The 14803-nt window shown below is 64.6% G+C and carries 15 protein-coding genes; 9 read left to right on the forward strand and 6 right to left on the reverse strand.

All coding sequences use genetic code 11. The features are described 5' to 3' along the window. Positions 1 to 23 precede the first annotated feature (23 nt). Positions 24 to 1631, forward strand: coding sequence for a phytoene desaturase family protein (locus AB7F49_RS14140; protein ID WP_428523344.1), 1608 nt, complete (start codon positions 24 to 26; stop codon positions 1629 to 1631). Here AB7F49_RS14140 and AB7F49_RS14145 read toward each other — a convergent pair whose 3' ends face one another. Beyond that, complete coding sequence (locus AB7F49_RS14145) at positions 1632 to 2297, reverse strand: GntR family transcriptional regulator (RefSeq protein WP_428523346.1); 666 nt, start codon at positions 2295 to 2297, stop codon at positions 1632 to 1634. Between the two features lie 116 nt (positions 2298 to 2413). Here AB7F49_RS14145 and AB7F49_RS14150 point away from each other — a divergent pair, with 116 nt between their 5' ends. After that, the gene (locus AB7F49_RS14150; RefSeq protein WP_428523348.1) at positions 2414 to 3856 is read left to right on the forward strand and encodes a thioredoxin family protein; all 1443 of its coding nucleotides are present in this window, start codon (positions 2414 to 2416) and stop codon (positions 3854 to 3856) included. Further along, entirely contained in the window at positions 3853 to 4389 is a 537-nt protein-coding gene (locus tag AB7F49_RS14155) for a UGSC family (seleno)protein (protein ID WP_428523350.1), read from the forward strand. Before AB7F49_RS14150 ends, AB7F49_RS14155 begins: the two co-directional genes overlap by 4 nt. On the opposite strand, the gene AB7F49_RS14160 is transcribed toward AB7F49_RS14155, so the two are convergent. Further along, on the reverse strand, positions 4386 to 5063 hold the full coding sequence (locus AB7F49_RS14160; RefSeq protein WP_428523352.1) for an alpha/beta hydrolase: 678 nt from the start codon (positions 5061 to 5063) through the stop codon (positions 4386 to 4388). The genes AB7F49_RS14155 and AB7F49_RS14160 overlap by 4 nt on opposite strands. A gap of 77 nt (positions 5064 to 5140) precedes the next feature. Further along, the gene (cpdR, locus tag AB7F49_RS14165; RefSeq protein WP_325609228.1) at positions 5141 to 5512 is read right to left on the reverse strand and encodes a cell cycle two-component system response regulator CpdR; all 372 of its coding nucleotides are present in this window, start codon (positions 5510 to 5512) and stop codon (positions 5141 to 5143) included. Positions 5513 to 5784: 272 nt separating this feature from the next. On the opposite strand from cpdR, the gene AB7F49_RS14170 reads away from it, so the two are divergent. Then, the gene (locus AB7F49_RS14170) at positions 5785 to 6669 is read left to right on the forward strand and encodes an N-formylglutamate amidohydrolase (RefSeq protein WP_428523354.1); all 885 of its coding nucleotides are present in this window, start codon (positions 5785 to 5787) and stop codon (positions 6667 to 6669) included. 195 nt (positions 6670 to 6864) lie between these two features. On the opposite strand, the gene AB7F49_RS14175 is transcribed toward AB7F49_RS14170, so the two are convergent. Further along, on the reverse strand, positions 6865 to 8127 hold the full coding sequence (locus AB7F49_RS14175) for an MFS transporter (RefSeq protein WP_428523356.1): 1263 nt from the start codon (positions 8125 to 8127) through the stop codon (positions 6865 to 6867). Between the two features lie 131 nt (positions 8128 to 8258). Here AB7F49_RS14175 and hisN point away from each other — a divergent pair, with 131 nt between their 5' ends. The 4 genes from hisN to AB7F49_RS14195 all read left to right on the forward strand — a co-directional run bounded on the left by hisN (position 8259) and on the right by AB7F49_RS14195 (position 12128). Continuing rightward, positions 8259 to 9041, forward strand: a complete 783-nt coding sequence (hisN, locus tag AB7F49_RS14180) for a histidinol-phosphatase (RefSeq protein WP_428523358.1) — start codon at positions 8259 to 8261, stop codon at positions 9039 to 9041. Between the two features lie 61 nt (positions 9042 to 9102). Beyond that, complete coding sequence (locus AB7F49_RS14185; protein WP_428523360.1) at positions 9103 to 10047, forward strand: helix-turn-helix domain-containing protein; 945 nt, start codon at positions 9103 to 9105, stop codon at positions 10045 to 10047. Between the two features lie 84 nt (positions 10048 to 10131). Next, complete coding sequence (locus AB7F49_RS14190) at positions 10132 to 10854, forward strand: alpha/beta fold hydrolase (RefSeq protein WP_428523362.1); 723 nt, start codon at positions 10132 to 10134, stop codon at positions 10852 to 10854. 35 nt (positions 10855 to 10889) lie between these two features. Next, positions 10890 to 12128 carry an adenylate/guanylate cyclase domain-containing protein gene (locus AB7F49_RS14195; RefSeq protein ID WP_428523364.1) on the forward strand — a complete coding sequence of 413 codons (1239 nt, stop codon included), beginning with the start codon at positions 10890 to 10892 and terminating at the stop codon, positions 12126 to 12128. Between the two features lie 7 nt (positions 12129 to 12135). On the opposite strand, the gene AB7F49_RS14200 is transcribed toward AB7F49_RS14195, so the two are convergent. Continuing rightward, the gene (locus AB7F49_RS14200; protein WP_428523366.1) at positions 12136 to 13080 is read right to left on the reverse strand and encodes an alpha/beta fold hydrolase; all 945 of its coding nucleotides are present in this window, start codon (positions 13078 to 13080) and stop codon (positions 12136 to 12138) included. A gap of 296 nt (positions 13081 to 13376) precedes the next feature. On the opposite strand from AB7F49_RS14200, the gene AB7F49_RS14205 reads away from it, so the two are divergent. After that, positions 13377 to 13853, forward strand: coding sequence for an Hsp20 family protein (locus tag AB7F49_RS14205; protein WP_428523368.1), 477 nt, complete (start codon positions 13377 to 13379; stop codon positions 13851 to 13853). A 100-nt stretch (positions 13854 to 13953) separates the two neighbouring features. Here AB7F49_RS14205 and AB7F49_RS14210 read toward each other — a convergent pair whose 3' ends face one another. Beyond that, on the reverse strand, positions 13954 to 14751 hold the full coding sequence (locus AB7F49_RS14210) for a hypothetical protein (protein WP_428523370.1): 798 nt from the start codon (positions 14749 to 14751) through the stop codon (positions 13954 to 13956). Between the last annotated feature and the right edge of the window lie 52 nt (positions 14752 to 14803).

Below are 14803 nucleotides of genomic sequence, written 5' to 3' on the forward strand. Positions count from 1 at the left end.
CGCTCCATCGGGGGAGCTGCAACGTGCCCGAGACTTGCGACGTCCTCATCATCGGCGCCGGCCATAACGGCCTTGTCTGCGCCGCCTATCTCGGCATGGCCGGTCTGAAGGTAAAGGTGGTGGAACGGCGCGGCGCGGTCGGCGGCGCCGCGGTGACGGAGGAATTTCATCCCGGTTTTCGCAACTCGGTCGCGGCCTATACCGTCAGCCTGCTCAACCCGAAAGTAATCCGCGACCTCGAACTCGCCGCGCACGGCTTGAAGGTGGTCGAGCGCCGCGCGCTGAATTTCCTGCCGACCGAGGACGGCCGCTACCTCCTCACCGGCGAAGGTCGCACCAAGGCGGAGATTGCGAAATTCAGCCCGAGGGATGCTGAACGCTATGACGACTACAATATCGAACTGGACGCCATCACCGACGTGCTGCGCGACCTCGTGCTCGAGCAGCCGCCCAATCTGGTGCAGGGCTGGAATGCGCGCTCGTTCCGTGAAGCGCTGCGGCTGGCCTTCGTCGGCAAGCGCCTACGCAAGCTCGACATGGAGCGCCAGCGCGCACTGCTCGACCTGTTCGCGAAATCAGCCGCCGACTATCTCGACCGATTCTTCGAATCCGATCCGATCAAGGCGGTGCTCGGCTTCGACGCGGTAGTCGGCAATTATGCCAGCCCCTATACGCCGACCTCCGCTTACGTGCTGCTGCACCATTGCTTCGGCGAGGTGAACGGCAAGAAGGGCATCTGGGGCCATGCGATCGGCGGCATGGGCGCGATCACCCAGGCGATGGCGAAGTCCGCGCGCGCACACGGCGCCGATATCGAGACGAAAGCCGGCGTGCGCGAAGTCATCGTCGAGAAGGGCCGCGCGGCCGGCGTGGTGCTGGACGACGGCCGGAGCATCCGCGCCCGGGCGGTAGCGTCGAACGTCAATCCGAAGCTCCTGTACGAGCGGCTGGTGCCCGACGCTGCGTTGCCGGGCGAATTTCTTGCCCGCATGAAGCGATGGAAATGCGGCTCCGGCACCTTCCGCATGAACGTCGCGCTGTCCGAATTGCCGAGCTTCACCGCCCTGCCCGGCCACGCTCAGGCCGACCACCATACCGCAGGCATCATCATCGCGCCCACGCTCGCCTATATGGACCGCGCCTATGACGACGCGCGCAAGTCCGGCTGGAGCCGCGAGCCGATCGTCGAAATGCTGATCCCCTCCACGCTCGACGATTCGCTCGCGCCCAAAGGCCAGCATGTCGCGAGCCTGTTCTGTCAGCATGTCGCGCCACAATTGCCGGACGGCTCGTCATGGGACGACCACCGCGACAGCGTCGCCGACCTGATGATCGCGACCGTCGACAAATATGCCCCGGGCTTCAGGCAGAGCGTGATCGCGCGCAAGGCGCTGACGCCGCTCGATCTGGAGCGCGACTTCGGACTGATCGGCGGCGACATCTTTCACGGCGCGATGTCGCTCGACCAGATTTTTTCCGCGCGGCCGATGCTGGGATATGCGGACTATCGCAGTCCGCTCGCCGGCCTTTATCTGTGCGGCTCGGGAACCCATCCCGGCGGCGGCGTCACCGGTGCGCCGGGACACAATGCGGCGAAGGTGATCGCCTCGGATATCAGGCGCCGCCGCTAGTCATTGCTGCCCGCCGAGCGCCGTCAGCATCCGCTCCACATTGTCGACATGCTGTTCCAGTTCGCGCGCGGCTCGCTCGACCTCCGCCGCGTCGAGGAGGTCGACGATCCGACGATGCTGCGCAATCGCGCGCGCGATTCGGCCGCGCTCCCGCGGCAAGCGCTGGCGCAGCGCGCGCAGACGGTCGGCGACCCCGCGATAGCAGCGCACCAGATAGCCGTTGCCGCTCGCGGCAACGAGCGCTTCGTGGAAATCGCAATCGAGCGCATCGCAGCGTGCCAAATCGCCCGCGCGAAGCGCATTCTCGGCGCCGTCGATCCGTTCCCGCAAGGACTGGACGCTCTCCTTGCTCCGCGGCAAGCGGATTGCGCCCACTTCGAGGATGGCGCGGGTCGCGCAGAGCTGACGAATCTCCGGTGCCGTCATGTTGAAGACGAAGGTGCCGCTCTGCGGACGCATCTCGACGAGACCCTCGGCCTGCAACTGCACGAGCGCCTCGCGCACCGGCGTTCGGCTGACGCCGAGTTCGAGCGCAATGTCACGGTCGGAAATTCGGGAGCCCATCGGCAGAATGCCGGACGCGATGCGACGGCGGATGGTCGCGAGAATTCCGGCCTTGGCAGGCGGCTCCCAGGCCGCGGCGGTCATGTCGTGGGCTGCTGGCATCGTTGTGCTGCACGCGGCTGTTGAAGATCGGATGCTCGAAGGAACCGCTTTTCCGGTTTGCGCTCCGTCGGCAAATCTAATATACTAGTATATCAATTACCATATACGTCTCGAAAATGCATCCCTTCCCGACCGACGGCCTTCTGCTCTTCGCCAAGCGCGACTGCGAGACCTGCGCCATGATCCAGCCGGTGATGGCTCAGTTGCGGACCGGTGACATGCCGCTGACCGTGGTCACGCAGGACGACCCGGAATTTCCCGCAGGTCTCGCGGCGGTCGATGACACCGCGCTTCGACATTCGTTCCAGTTCGATATCGAGACCGTGCCGACTCTGATCCGGCTGAAGGACGGGCAGGAGACTGCCCGTACCTTCGGCTGGCGCCGGAACGACTGGGAGACAATCACCGGCATGAGGGGCCTTGGTCCAGGGCTCCCGGACATGCGACCGGGCTGCGGCTCGAAGACGCGAGAACCCGGCGTCCATGAACAGCTCACCGCCCGTTATACGGACACCAGCCTGGCCGCGCGGCGCATCAGCATCGGTGCATGGGATGACGAGATCGAGGCCTGTTTCGATCGCGGCTGGTCGGACGGGCTGCCGGTGGTGCCGCCGACCGACGCACGCATCCTGCGCATGCTTGCTGGCACGTCTCGCAAGCCGGATGACGTCATCGGCCTCGTCCCGCCGAACCTCGTGCCGGTCACGGTCGAGAAGGTCGCGATCAATGCGGTGCTTGCGGGGTGCAAGCCGGAATACATGCCCGTGGTCATCACAGCGCTCGAGGCGGCCCTGCAGCCGGAAGCGACCATGCATGGCGTCCTGTGCACGACCTGCTTTTCCGGACCGATCCTGATCGTGAACGGGCCGATCGCGCGCGAGATCGGGATGAATTCCGGGATCAATTGTCTCGGACAAGGCAATCGCGCCAACATGACCGTCGGCCGCGCGCTGCAGCTCATCATCCGCAACGTCGGGGGCGGCCGTCCGGGCGAGCTCGATCGCGCGGTTCTCGGAAATCCCGGCAAGCTTTCATTCTGCTTCGCGGAGGACGAGACCGATCCAAGCTGGACTCCCCTCTCCGTCGCGCGCGGCATCGCCCCCGGCAAGAATGCGATCACCCTGTTTCAGGGCGACGGCATCCAGGGCTTCATCGACCAGCGCTCGCGTACACCGCAGGAATTGACGCGCTCGCTGGCGCGCTCGCTGCTCGCGGTCGGCAACTGGAAGCTTTGCGAGTTTACCAACGCGATGCTGGTTCTGGTGCCCGAGCATTACGCGATCTACCGCCAGGCCGGCTGGAATCGCGAACGCATCACCGAGGCGCTGCACGAGGCACTGATGCGGCCGGGCGCGGATGTGATCCAGGGCGCCCATGGCATCGGCGAAGGCATCGACCCGCGGCGCGCGTCAGAGATGGTCAACAAGTTCTGGCCGGAAGGCCTTTTGATCGTCCATGCCGGCGGGCAGGCCGGACTGTTCTCGGCGATCTGCGCCGGCTGGACCGGCGGCCGCTTCCGTCATGAATCGACGACCGTGACACGGGAGATTTACCGATGAGCCTCGGACTGTCGATGCGCGATCCAACGGCTGAAACCACATCGGACCTGCGCGCGCGTGCAAACCCGCTTGCCAGCCTTGACGGCAGGACCGTCGCACTGATGGATATCGGGAAGATGCGCGGCGACGAGTTCATTGACCGGCTCGAAGCTTTATGCATCGCAAGAGGAATTGCCGTCCGGCGCTTCCGGAAGCCGACCAATACCCGCGTTGCGCCGCGTCAGATGATCGAGGACATCGCGACGCGTTGCGATGCCGTCGTCATCGCGCTGTCCGATTGCGGTTCCTGCACCTCGTGCTCAACCCACGACCTGAACGACCTCGACAGGCTCGGAGTTGCCGGAGTCAGCGTGCTGACCGAGGAATTCCGCCAGGCCTTCGAGTCGCAGAAATCCGCAATCGGCTTCGACGCCGCCTCGGTCTACGTACCGCACCCGATGCAAAATCGCTCGACCAGGGAACTGCACGGCTTCGCGGAGGACGCATTCAGCTCCATCCTTGCCGCGATCTGCGCCCAGAAGCTCACAGGTTAACCCCTTCGCGCATCCTTCCGCTTGGCGACGCGCGTGCGCACATGCGTATGCGTGATCTCGTATACCTGCTTCATCACGATTTGCTGCAATTGCGGTGCGTTGTCGATATTGCCGTGGTCGAGCCGGGTGTCGTTCGACAGATTGATATTGTTGAATTCGCCGGTGAAGCCCGCCGGCTCGATCGCCGGTCGGCCGAAGCCGTTATTCTGATAGAAATTCTCGAACCGCTGCACATTGAGCGGCACCCGCAGGCCTTCGGTGATGTCGAAGGTCACGGCAAGATCGACCGGGATGCCGGCCTGCGCCAGGCGATCGGCCACCTGGACCACCGCGTTCGAGCCGAGCGAATGCCCGATCAGGACCACATGCGCGTTGTCGCCGGCCTGATGACCGGCGATGATGTCATGCGCGATCCGATCGACGTCGGTCCAGCTCCAGAGCGAGACATTGGAATAGCCCTGCGCCTTGAACTGCGCCGCGAGCTGGTCCATGCCGCTCGAGAATACGCCGAACAATCCGCGGATGAGATAGATCTGCGCCTGCTCGACCTGGATCGCCGGCGGCCTGGTATGTGGCGACGGCCGGTGCTGTGACAGTCCGGCATCAAGCGGGACCGCAGACAAAGCCGAAGCGGCGGCGATCAGCGTGAAGTCCCGGCGCGAAATGCGTGTCATCGTGAGTCCCCTCAGCACTTTCCGCGGGAACTCTAGCCACGGCCCGACGACCGACTCAAGAACCGAGACTTGCCCTTTCAGGCCGCCAGCATCTTCTGGACCTCGTTGACCAGATCACGCAGGTGGACCGGCTTCGACAGCACCTTGGCGTGCTTGGGCGCCTGCGAATCCGCGTTCAGGGCTACCGCAGCAAATCCGGTGATGAACATGATCTTGATGTCCGGATCGAGTTCGGAGGCGCGGCGCGCAAGCTCGATGCCGTCCATTTCCGGCATCACGATATCGGTCAGAAGCAGTTCAAATGGCTCTTCCCGCAGCCGCTGATACGCCGACAGTCCGTTGTCATAGGACACGACGTTGAAACCGGCATTTTGCAGCGCCTTGACCAGGAATCGCCGCATGTCGGTATCGTCTTCCGCGAGCAGGATTTTCGGCAGATCGTTACTCATAAACTCAACCGATCCTTGATCCGCCCCGGCGGCCGGCCGGAAGCTTCCATGTCCAGGGCTGAGTTTGCAAGATGGTGCCGCCTGCCGGCTGCTGCCGCGCGTTCCCTGCCCCTGTTCCATTAGCGCGAGGGCCGGTAAATATCGGGTGAAAGCACGAGCCCGTCGGATGAAACCCGTTCAAAAAATCCGATCCGGCCCCGAAAAGGGATATCCGAAGCGCTTTCCGCCACCTATGTTGCGAGTGCACAACGGCGCATCAGATTTTGGAGCCGATGACAGTTTCGGACGATTTCGACCCTCCCTACGATGTGATCGAGCCGGACCGCTGGCACGGTCCGGTGGTGTTCAATTCGCCGCATAGCGGCTCAGTCTATCCGCGCTCATTCCTGACATCGGCCCGGCTTGACCATGCCACGCTGCGGCGCTCGGAGGATTCGTTTGTCGACGAGCTGATCGCGGGTGTGGTGACCCGCGGCTACCCTCTGATGCGGGCGCATTTCCCGCGCTGTTACGTCGACGTCAACCGGGAGCCCTATGAGCTTGACCCGCGCATGTTCGACGGACGCCTGCCGTCCTTCGCCAATACCCGTTCGATGCGGGTCGCGGGCGGGCTCGGCACGGTGGCGCGTGTGGTCGGCGACGCACAGGAAATCTATGACCAGCGCATTTCCGTGGACGACGCGCTGCGGCGGATCGAAAGCCTGTACAAGCCCTACCACCGCACCTTGCGGCGGTTGTTCACGAAAGTGCATTCGGACTTCGGGGCGGCGGTCCTGATCGACTGCCATTCCATGCCGTCGGCAACCGGCTCGCGCGACGACCGACCGCGCGCGGATGTGGTGATCGGCGACCGCTACGGCACGAGTTGCGTGGCCGTCGTGGCGGAGACCACAGAACAGGTGCTGCGGGCGCTCGGGTATTCGGTCAGCCGCAACAAGCCCTATGCGGGCGGGTTCATTACCGAGCATTATGGCAATCCGGCCGCCGGCCTGCACGCGCTGCAGATCGAGTTCAACCGCGCGCTCTACATGGACGAGCGCAGCCATGAACGCATCGCCGGCTTCCGGCGGCTTGCCCGCGATATCGAGGCGCTGGCTGACCAGCTGGCTGCGATTCCCCTGGAAGAATTGCGCCCTTATCGGGCGGCGGCTGAGTAACCTTCCACCGCGACGCCGGCAGGCCTCCGAGGGTCAAAGCCCACAAGAAAAAAGGGCCGCTAGCGAACTAGCGGCCCAAGTCTAGGGAGGAAACGCCCAAGGAGGGCGGCGGGAATGTGCGAAGCACATTGCCGCGCTGCAGCAATATTGCATTGCGCCGCACCAAAAGCAAGTCGAAACGTCAGTGTCGCTGACCTATCCCCAGGTCCGGGGATTTCGCCGCGGGTCGGATGAAAACGAATAAGCTAGACATGCCAACAGGATAAAGCCCGCTTGGAAGGCAAAAACCGAACGATATGCATCGAGTGCATACCCGTCGCCCGCTGGCGGAAACAGGTCGATGATGAATCCGGTCACGGTCTGACAGACAAAAACGCCTCCCATCGTGCCAATATTCATCAGGGTCATGCCGCGCCCGACCAGGTGCGGGGGAAACAGCGATTTGCCATGCGCAATCAGGACCGGCAGCACCGCGGGAAATAGTCCGATCGCCAGGAACCAGACCAGCAGCGCAGCGGGAGAAAACACCCCGACAACGGCCGCAAGCCCGAACGCCGCCGCGGTAAGCAAGTGCCCGGTCAACACCGGAATCTTATAGCTGTTGAGCAGCCGGTCGGTCGGCCCCCACAGCATCGCACCGACAATCTGCGCCAGTACCGCCACGAACAGCATGTTGCCGCGCTCGGTCAGGCTGTAGCCGTAGATGTGCGTGAGGTAGGGGCCGCCCCAGAGCCCGACCACGACAACGAAGCTCGAATAGCTCCCAAGCTGCAAGGCGAATACCGGCCAGAATGACGGGATGCGAACCGCCTGGAGCGTGCCGGAAAGGCTGTCGCGCAAGCTTTCGCGGGCGCGCGACGCCTCCTGCCTGTCATCCCTCACGACCACCGTGACCAGCACCGCGGCGGCGAGGACAAGGCCCGCGATCACCACAAAACTCATTCGCCAGCCGATCAGCGCCACTGCAAACGCGAAGGGCGCGGTCGCAAGCAGGGTGCCGAGGGTGCCGAGCCCGAGTTGCAAACCGACCAGCGTGGCGAAGCGATCGGGCGCGTATCGCTTGGCGTAGAGCGCGAGCGGCGCCATGAGATAGGCCGACGAGCCGAGCCCCATCAGGACCCGCGCCGCAATCAGCCACAGCGGTGAGGGGGCAAATGCGAATAGCAACGCGCCGGCAATCGCGATGCCTGCGCAAACCAGCATGCACAGGCGCGGGCCATAACGGTCGAGCGCGACCCCGAGCGGGATCTGGGCAGCCGCGAAGGAAAAGAAAAAGACGCTGGACAGCAGACCGATCTCGGACGCCGACAGGCCGAGTTCACTCGCGAGATTCGGCGCGATGACTCCGACCGAGTTCCGCAGGAACTGGCTGACGACGTAGATGCTGGCGAGAGCCGCGACAAGCACGACCGTCTCGCGCGTCGCAAGTGACGACGGGCGTGCCACCTCCGCTGTCATGGTTCCCGGCCTTGAGCGGTTTGTGCAAGGAAGGCTCTGGTGGCACGGCAGCACGCCCCCGGCAAGGCGGCTTGGTTGCCCGCATTGCTACTATTCGATAGGTGAGAGTGGCAGCGGGCGCGGCGGGGCAGATGACGGCTATCGATTTTGCGGCATTCGTCGATCGACTGGCCGCGGTTTCCGGCGAAACCATCCTGCCGTTTTTCCGCACCTCGCTCGGGATCGACGACAAGGGACCCGCCGGGCGCTTCGATCCGGTGACCGCCGCCGATCGCGCAGCCGAGCAGGCGATGCGCACGCTGATCCGCCGCAGTTTCCCGGAACACGGCATCATCGGCGAGGAGTTCGGCCCCGAGCGTGCCGACGCCGAATATGTGTGGGTGCTTGACCCCATCGACGGCACCAAGTCCTTTATTGCCGGGATGCCGATCTGGGGCACGCTGATCGCGCTGACCAGGCTGGGTGAGCCGATTTTCGGGCTGATGCACCAGCCATTCATGCGCGAATTGTTTTCCGGAGATGGACTTGCCGCGGATTATCGGGGACCCGCGGGCAAGCGAAGCCTGCGCACGCGCTCCTGCAACGACCTGTCGGACGCAATCCTGTTCACCACCAGCCCGCTTCTGATGGGCGAGGCAGACCGCGCCGCTTTCCGGCGGGTGGAGGCAGCCGCAAAGCTCTCCCGCTACGGCGGCGACTGCTACGCCTATTGCATGCTAGCTGCCGGTCATATCGATCTCGTGATCGAGACCGAACTGAAGCCCTACGACATCATCCCGCTGATCCCGATCCTCGCCGGTGCCGGCGCGGTCGTGACTTCATGGGACGGCGGACCTGCGGCGCTTGGCGGGCGGGTGATCGCTGCCGGCGACGCGCGTGTGCATGCGGCGGCGATGGAAATACTGAAAGGCTGACGGCTCGCTTGTCTGGGTTTCGCCTTCGTGGCGTAATAGGATGCCAACGCGATCGAGGCCCATGACCGCACCGGACGGGTTCTGGTCGACCAAGGATGCCGGCCCCGGCATGGGCCTGAGCTATTGGATCGAGGCGATTTGCGAAGCCTTTCTCGAAATGAAGGCGGACGGGGACCGCGAGAATTTCGCTGCGCAGCTCACCAAGTTTCAGTTCGGACCGATCGATCTCAACTTCGTCGATACCGATCCGCAGGAGGTCTGGCGCACGCGCGCGGCGATTGCCCGCAGCCGCGAGAATTTTTTCTACCTGCTCTACATGCACGGCGGCCACATGCGAGTCGCACAGGGCGACCGTGAAGCGGTGATCGCGCCCGGCAATTGCCTGCTGGTGAACAGTCGCGAGCCGTACCGCTTTTCCCTGCCCGACAGGAACCACTGCCTGTCGGTCCAGATCCCGCAGCGCTGGCTGCGAACCTGGCTGCCGCATGCGGACGACGCGACTATCATCACGCTCGCCGATCACTCACCATGGGGTGCAACACTGGCCAGCGCGCTCGGCAATCTGCGGCGCGATTCGCTCGACCGGATCGCGCTGCCATTCGGCGTGGTCGCCGACCAGATCGGCGCGATGCTGGCACTCGCCACCGGGAAACATGAGCCGATGACCCCGCAGGGCGCCTCGCTGCTGCGAAGGCTGACGCGCACGATCGCGGAGCAAAGTTCGGACCCTGCGATCGATCCGGCGTCGATCGCGGCCGCCCACGGGATTTCCAAACGCTATCTGCATCTCGTGCTGGCGCAGGGCGGCTTGAGTTTCGGAGCCGTCTTGATCGAGACCCGGCTGAACCGCGCGAAGGCCCTGCTGGAGGATCGGCGCTTCGCCCGCATCCCCATTGCCGATATCGCCTGGCGCAGCGGCTTCTCGAACCCGAGCCATTTTGCGCGCCGATTTCGGCAGCGCTTCGGCAGCGCGCCCGGATATTTCCGCAGGACATTGCGCTCCTAGCTCAGAAAGACTGCGCGCAGGGGCGCGCAATTATTCTGCATTGCTGCATCCTTCCGGAAAACCAGACAGACAAGGGGGAATACCATGGCCTATACCTTCGTCCTCGTTCACGGCTCCTGGCACGACAATCGTCCCTGGCAGCCGGTCATCGACCGGCTCGAACAGAACGGCCACAAGGTCTATGCACCGACCGTCGCGGGGCATGCGCCCAATGACCGCAAGGATGTCACGCATGCGGATTGCGTCCGCTCGGTGGTGGATTTCATCAAGGCGTCGGATGTGCGGGACTTCATTCTGGTCGGGCATTCCTTCGGTGGCACCTTGATCCAGCCGGTCGCGGAGCAGGTCGCCGACCGCGTCCGCCGGCTGGTATTCTGGAACGCCTTCGTGCTGCTCGACGGGCAGAGCCTGGAAGACAACATCCCGCCGCACTACAAGGAATTGTTCGACGCCATCGCGCAACCCGACGGCGGGGTCATGCTGCCCTACCCGATATGGCGCGATGCCTTCATCAACGATGCCGATGACGCGCTGGCCCGCAAGGCCTATGGCATGCTGTCGCCGACGCCCAAGCGCAGCCACAGCGACAAGGTGCCGCTGAAGACCTTCTATTCGCTCCAGATTCCGAAAAGCTACCTGAACTGCACGGAGGACACTGCGCTGCCGCCCGGCGAATGGGGCTGGCATCCGCGCATGTCGTCGCGGCTCGGACTCTACCGGCTGGTACAGATGCCCGGCAGCCACGAGGCGATTTTCACAAATCCGCAATTGCTGGCGGACAAGTTCGTGGAAGCGGGCCGGGATTGACTTGAAGCTGCGAGTGCGGCCCAAACTAGGGTCGCATGCCTGCCGAGAACGACATCGCAGCGCTCACCGCCTGGCTGACCCAGAGCGGCCTGGACGGCGTTGCCGAAGATGCGCTGGTCGCCGGCTTCTGCGAGCGCTGCATCGCGGTCGGCGTTCCGGTCAGCCGTGCGCTGGTGCTGATCGACACGCTTCATCCGGTCTATGAAGGCCGCCTGTTCCGTTGGGGACAGGACCCCTCGCAGCCGGGAATGGTGGAATACGGACGCACCGTTGCGCCGGCAGGCGCCGTGCTTGGCGCCGAAGAGGAAAAGTCCGCAGCGAGCTGGCGCGCGAGCCCGTTCTTCCACATGCTGCAGACCGGCGAGACCGTGATGCGGCTGACCGAGGCGCATACCGCCTGGTTTCCCGTCATGCAGGATCACATCGCGGCCGGGATGAAGGGCGGCCTGGCGGTCGTCAACCGGTTCGCCGCGGACGGCGTGATCGGCGAGATGGATGCGGTCTATTCCACCTGGATGACCCGGCAGCCGGGCGGCTTCTCCGAAGCGCAAGTAGCAATTCTGGCGCGCCTCGTCCCCACCCTTGCACTCGCAGTGAAAACCCTCGCGCTCACGCGGATGACCGGGACGCTGATGGAAACCTATCTCGGCCGCGACGCCGCGCGGCGCGTGCTCTCGGGTCGAATCATGCGGGGCATCGCGGACCGGATCGACGCCGCGGTCTGGTTCAGCGATCTGCGCGGCTTCACGCGCGTCACCGACTCGACCCCCGAGCATGTCATTCCGCTGCTGAACGACTATGCGGACGTGATCGTCTCGGCGATCCACGCGCAGGGCGGTGACGTGCTCAAGCTGATCGGCGACGGGATCCTAGCGATCTTCACCACCGGAGATCGTGCGCGCTGTTGCTCCTGCGCAATTGATGCCGCGACCATCGCGCGCCGCGAGGTGGTGGCGCTCAACGCAAGGCGTTACAGCCTCGGGCTGCCGGTCACCGACATGTATCTCGGCCTGCATGTCGGCGAAGTGCTGTACGGCAATATCGGCTCGATGGAGCGGCTCGATTTCACGGTGGTCGGGCCGGCGGTCAACGAAGCCAGCCGGATCGCCACGATGTGCCGGTCGGTGGAGCAGCCGGTGCTGGTCTCGCTGGCCTTCGCAGCAGTCGAGGGCATGCGCGTCCGTCTGGTCTCCGTCGGCCGCTTTGCCCTGCGCGGGGTCGAGCGGCCGCAGGAATTGTTCACGCTGGTGCCCGGCGGCATCCCCGCCGGATAGCCGCGCTTCAATACATCGGCGTGCCGGGCACGAAGGCGTCGAACGCCGCCCAGAATTGCGCGCGGAAGCGGTCGGTCTCCATCATCATCTCGTGGCGCGAGCCCGCGATGATCAGGTGCGAGCCGGCACGCAGCCGCCCGGCGAATTCCTCGATCGCGGCCGTGGATACCGTCACGTCGCGGCCAGCCGCGATCATCATGATCGGCTGGCGGATCTTGCCTGGATAATTGACGTCCTCGAACTCGCGCATCATCGCGAACGCGGCCGACGCCCAGGCGTTGGTCGGCGAGCCGAGGCCCAGGGCCGGGTCCGCTTCCAGCACGGCGACGGTCCGGGCATGTCGGACCGGATCGGAGGTCAGTACATTGCCGATGAAGGGCTGCGATGCCACCACCATCGCGCTCCCCCCCGGCACATAGGACCCGCCCATGCCGATCGCATTCAGGAAGCCTACGGCCGGCCTTGCATAGGGGGTCAGAAGCTGCGGCCCGAGCCTGATCAGCGGGGCGCACAGCACCATGCGGTCGAACCAGCGATAGCCGCGATAGGCGATGCGGGTCAGGATCGACGCCCCCATCGAATGCCCGATCGCATAATAGGGCGGCGGACAATCCGGCAGCACGATCTCGCGCATGAAAGCTTCGAGATCGGTCTCGTATTCGCGGAAGCTCTCGACGTAGCCCTTTTTCGGATCGCGGAGCGCGCGCTGCGAACCGCCCTGCCCGCGCCAGTCCATGGTCGCCACGGCAAATCCGCGCGAGCGCAATTCGCGTGCGGTCTCGAAATATTTCTCGATGAACTCGGCGCGCCCCTGAAAGATGCAGACGGTTCCCTTGCGGCCCGGCGGCGGCGCCCAGCGGGCGAATCGCAGGTCGATGCGGTCCGGTGTCTTCAGGGTGCCACTGACAACATCCTCGGGCACCGGATTGGCGGGAATGGAAGTCAGTTTCATCGGGAGGCTGTGCGCATGATCCGGCGAGGCGGTGACGGTTCGCCGTCAGCGGCGGGTCCGGCGTTATAGCAGGGGCCGGGCCAGTCTCAATTGATTGGGCCGGCAAACCGCTGCCAATTCCAACAAATTCGCAAGTTGTTGATTTTCCTTAAGTTAGCTCGCGCGTGGACGACCCCTTGACGGAAGAATGCGGCTTCCTAGATCAAAGCTGCGCCGGCCAGCAGGCGGCGCACAGACCCACGGGTCCGGCCCATGCGGGAGGACCCTTACCGTTGTCGCTTCAAGGAGGACATACGATGCGTCACTTCGATCTCACTCCCTTCTATCGTTCGACCGTCGGCTTCGACCGGCTCTTCAATCTGCTCGACCAGACCAATGCGGAGGCCGCCCCGGGTTATCCGCCCTACAACATCGAGCGGACCGGCGAGAATGCCTACCGGGTCAGCGTTGCGGTCGCAGGCTTCGCGGAAAACGATCTCCATATCGAGCTGAAGGAAAACACCCTCACCATCAAGGGCGAGAAGCAGGCCCAGAAGCAGGAAAAGGCCGGCGAGGTCCTGTATCAGGGCATCGCGGCTCGCGCATTCGAGCGCGTCTTCCAGCTTGCCGATTTCGTCCAGGTGAAGGGCGCCGCTCTCGAGAACGGGCTCCTGCACGTCGATCTCGTACGCGAGATTCCCGAAACCAAGAAGCCGCGCCAGATTCCGATCAACGGCAAGTCGTCCAGCGACAAGTCGATCGAGGCTCAGGTCGAGACCAAGGTTGCTGCCTGATCGGCACAGCCGGTCGCAAATCTTGCTTTGGAAGGGGAGCGCCCCGGGCAACCGGGGCGCTTTTCGTCGTGCCCTGATTGAAGGGCGCGGCCAGCGCGGCTCAGAACCGGATCGCCTCGCCCGGCTTCTGCTCGGGCTTGGCTTGCTTCGCGGGTTTGCTCAGATCGATAACGCGGATTTCTCGCTGAGCGGTCGCTGGCTTGACGGTCGTCGGACTGGTCGCCGGATTGGCTGTGCTGGAACTCGCCGCCGGTTGGGCATCCGGTTTCGCCGCTTCCGGCGTGTCGGTCGGCGCCGGGTCGCTGGCCTTTGCCAGCGCCGGACGTGGACGCGGCACCGGTGCCGATATGTTCGGCGCCGGCTCCCTGGCCAAATCCCTGCGCCCGGCCGGCGTGGCGCGGGGCAGACTGCCGGTGGTTGCCGGCGGTTGCGGCTTGGCGGCGGTTCGTGCAGCCGGACGCGGCGGCGGCCCAGCACCATGCTGCCGGTCATCGTCGAAGAATTCGCCCTCATCCGGAGGAGGCGGGCCGGGCATGGCTTCCGGCGGTGGGGCTGGTCCGTCCATCGGGTCGAACGGGGCAGGTCCCGGCATGCGGCCCCGGGGCGGCGGCGCGCCGAAGCTGTTGCGCGCGAGCGGACGCACCGCAAGCACATGCCCGTCGCGAGCATCGATCACGACATTGACCTCGCGACCGTAACGGTCGATGGCCGCAACCACGTAGCGGCCGCGCATCCAGGCCGGCCGGCCGACCGGCCGCATGCCCATCGACGCAACGATGGTGCTGACCTCATAGGCCGGCAGAAGATCGGCTGCCATCGGTTGCGCCTGCGCGGGCACAGCCGCAAGCATCGTCACAAGCGTGGTCGCAAGAGCCGCCACAACAAATGATTGTTTCACGTCGCCCCTCCATCGGAGCCAGAATCTGTCCCCATCCGAAAGTGCCGGGCGA

This window comes from Pseudorhodoplanes sp., from assembly GCF_050250235.1.
Taxonomy (GTDB): domain Bacteria; phylum Pseudomonadota; class Alphaproteobacteria; order Rhizobiales; family Xanthobacteraceae; genus Pseudorhodoplanes.

Excerpts from the sequence above, each read along its gene's own strand:
- AB7F49_RS14175 (WP_428523356.1), bottom strand. The coding sequence starts at position 8,127 with ATGACAGCGGAGGTGGCACGCCCGTCGTCACTTGCGACGCGCGAGACG.
- AB7F49_RS14170 (WP_428523354.1), top strand. The coding sequence starts at position 5,785 with ATGACAGTTTCGGACGATTTCGACCCTCCCTACGATGTGATCGAGCCG.
- cpdR (WP_325609228.1), bottom strand. The coding sequence starts at position 5,512 with ATGAGTAACGATCTGCCGAAAATCCTGCTCGCGGAAGACGATACCGAC.
- AB7F49_RS14190 (WP_428523362.1), top strand. The coding sequence starts at position 10,132 with ATGGCCTATACCTTCGTCCTCGTTCACGGCTCCTGGCACGACAATCGT.
- AB7F49_RS14150 (WP_428523348.1), top strand. The coding sequence starts at position 2,414 with ATGCATCCCTTCCCGACCGACGGCCTTCTGCTCTTCGCCAAGCGCGAC.
- AB7F49_RS14200 (WP_428523366.1), bottom strand. The coding sequence starts at position 13,080 with ATGAAACTGACTTCCATTCCCGCCAATCCGGTGCCCGAGGATGTTGTC.
- AB7F49_RS14205 (WP_428523368.1), top strand. The coding sequence starts at position 13,377 with ATGCGTCACTTCGATCTCACTCCCTTCTATCGTTCGACCGTCGGCTTC.
- AB7F49_RS14160 (WP_428523352.1), bottom strand. The coding sequence starts at position 5,063 with ATGACACGCATTTCGCGCCGGGACTTCACGCTGATCGCCGCCGCTTCG.
- AB7F49_RS14195 (WP_428523364.1), top strand. The coding sequence starts at position 10,890 with ATGCCTGCCGAGAACGACATCGCAGCGCTCACCGCCTGGCTGACCCAG.
- hisN (WP_428523358.1), top strand. The coding sequence starts at position 8,259 with ATGACGGCTATCGATTTTGCGGCATTCGTCGATCGACTGGCCGCGGTT.
- AB7F49_RS14145 (WP_428523346.1), bottom strand. The coding sequence starts at position 2,297 with ATGCCAGCAGCCCACGACATGACCGCCGCGGCCTGGGAGCCGCCTGCC.
- AB7F49_RS14155 (WP_428523350.1), top strand. The coding sequence starts at position 3,853 with ATGAGCCTCGGACTGTCGATGCGCGATCCAACGGCTGAAACCACATCG.
- AB7F49_RS14185 (WP_428523360.1), top strand. The coding sequence starts at position 9,103 with ATGACCGCACCGGACGGGTTCTGGTCGACCAAGGATGCCGGCCCCGGC.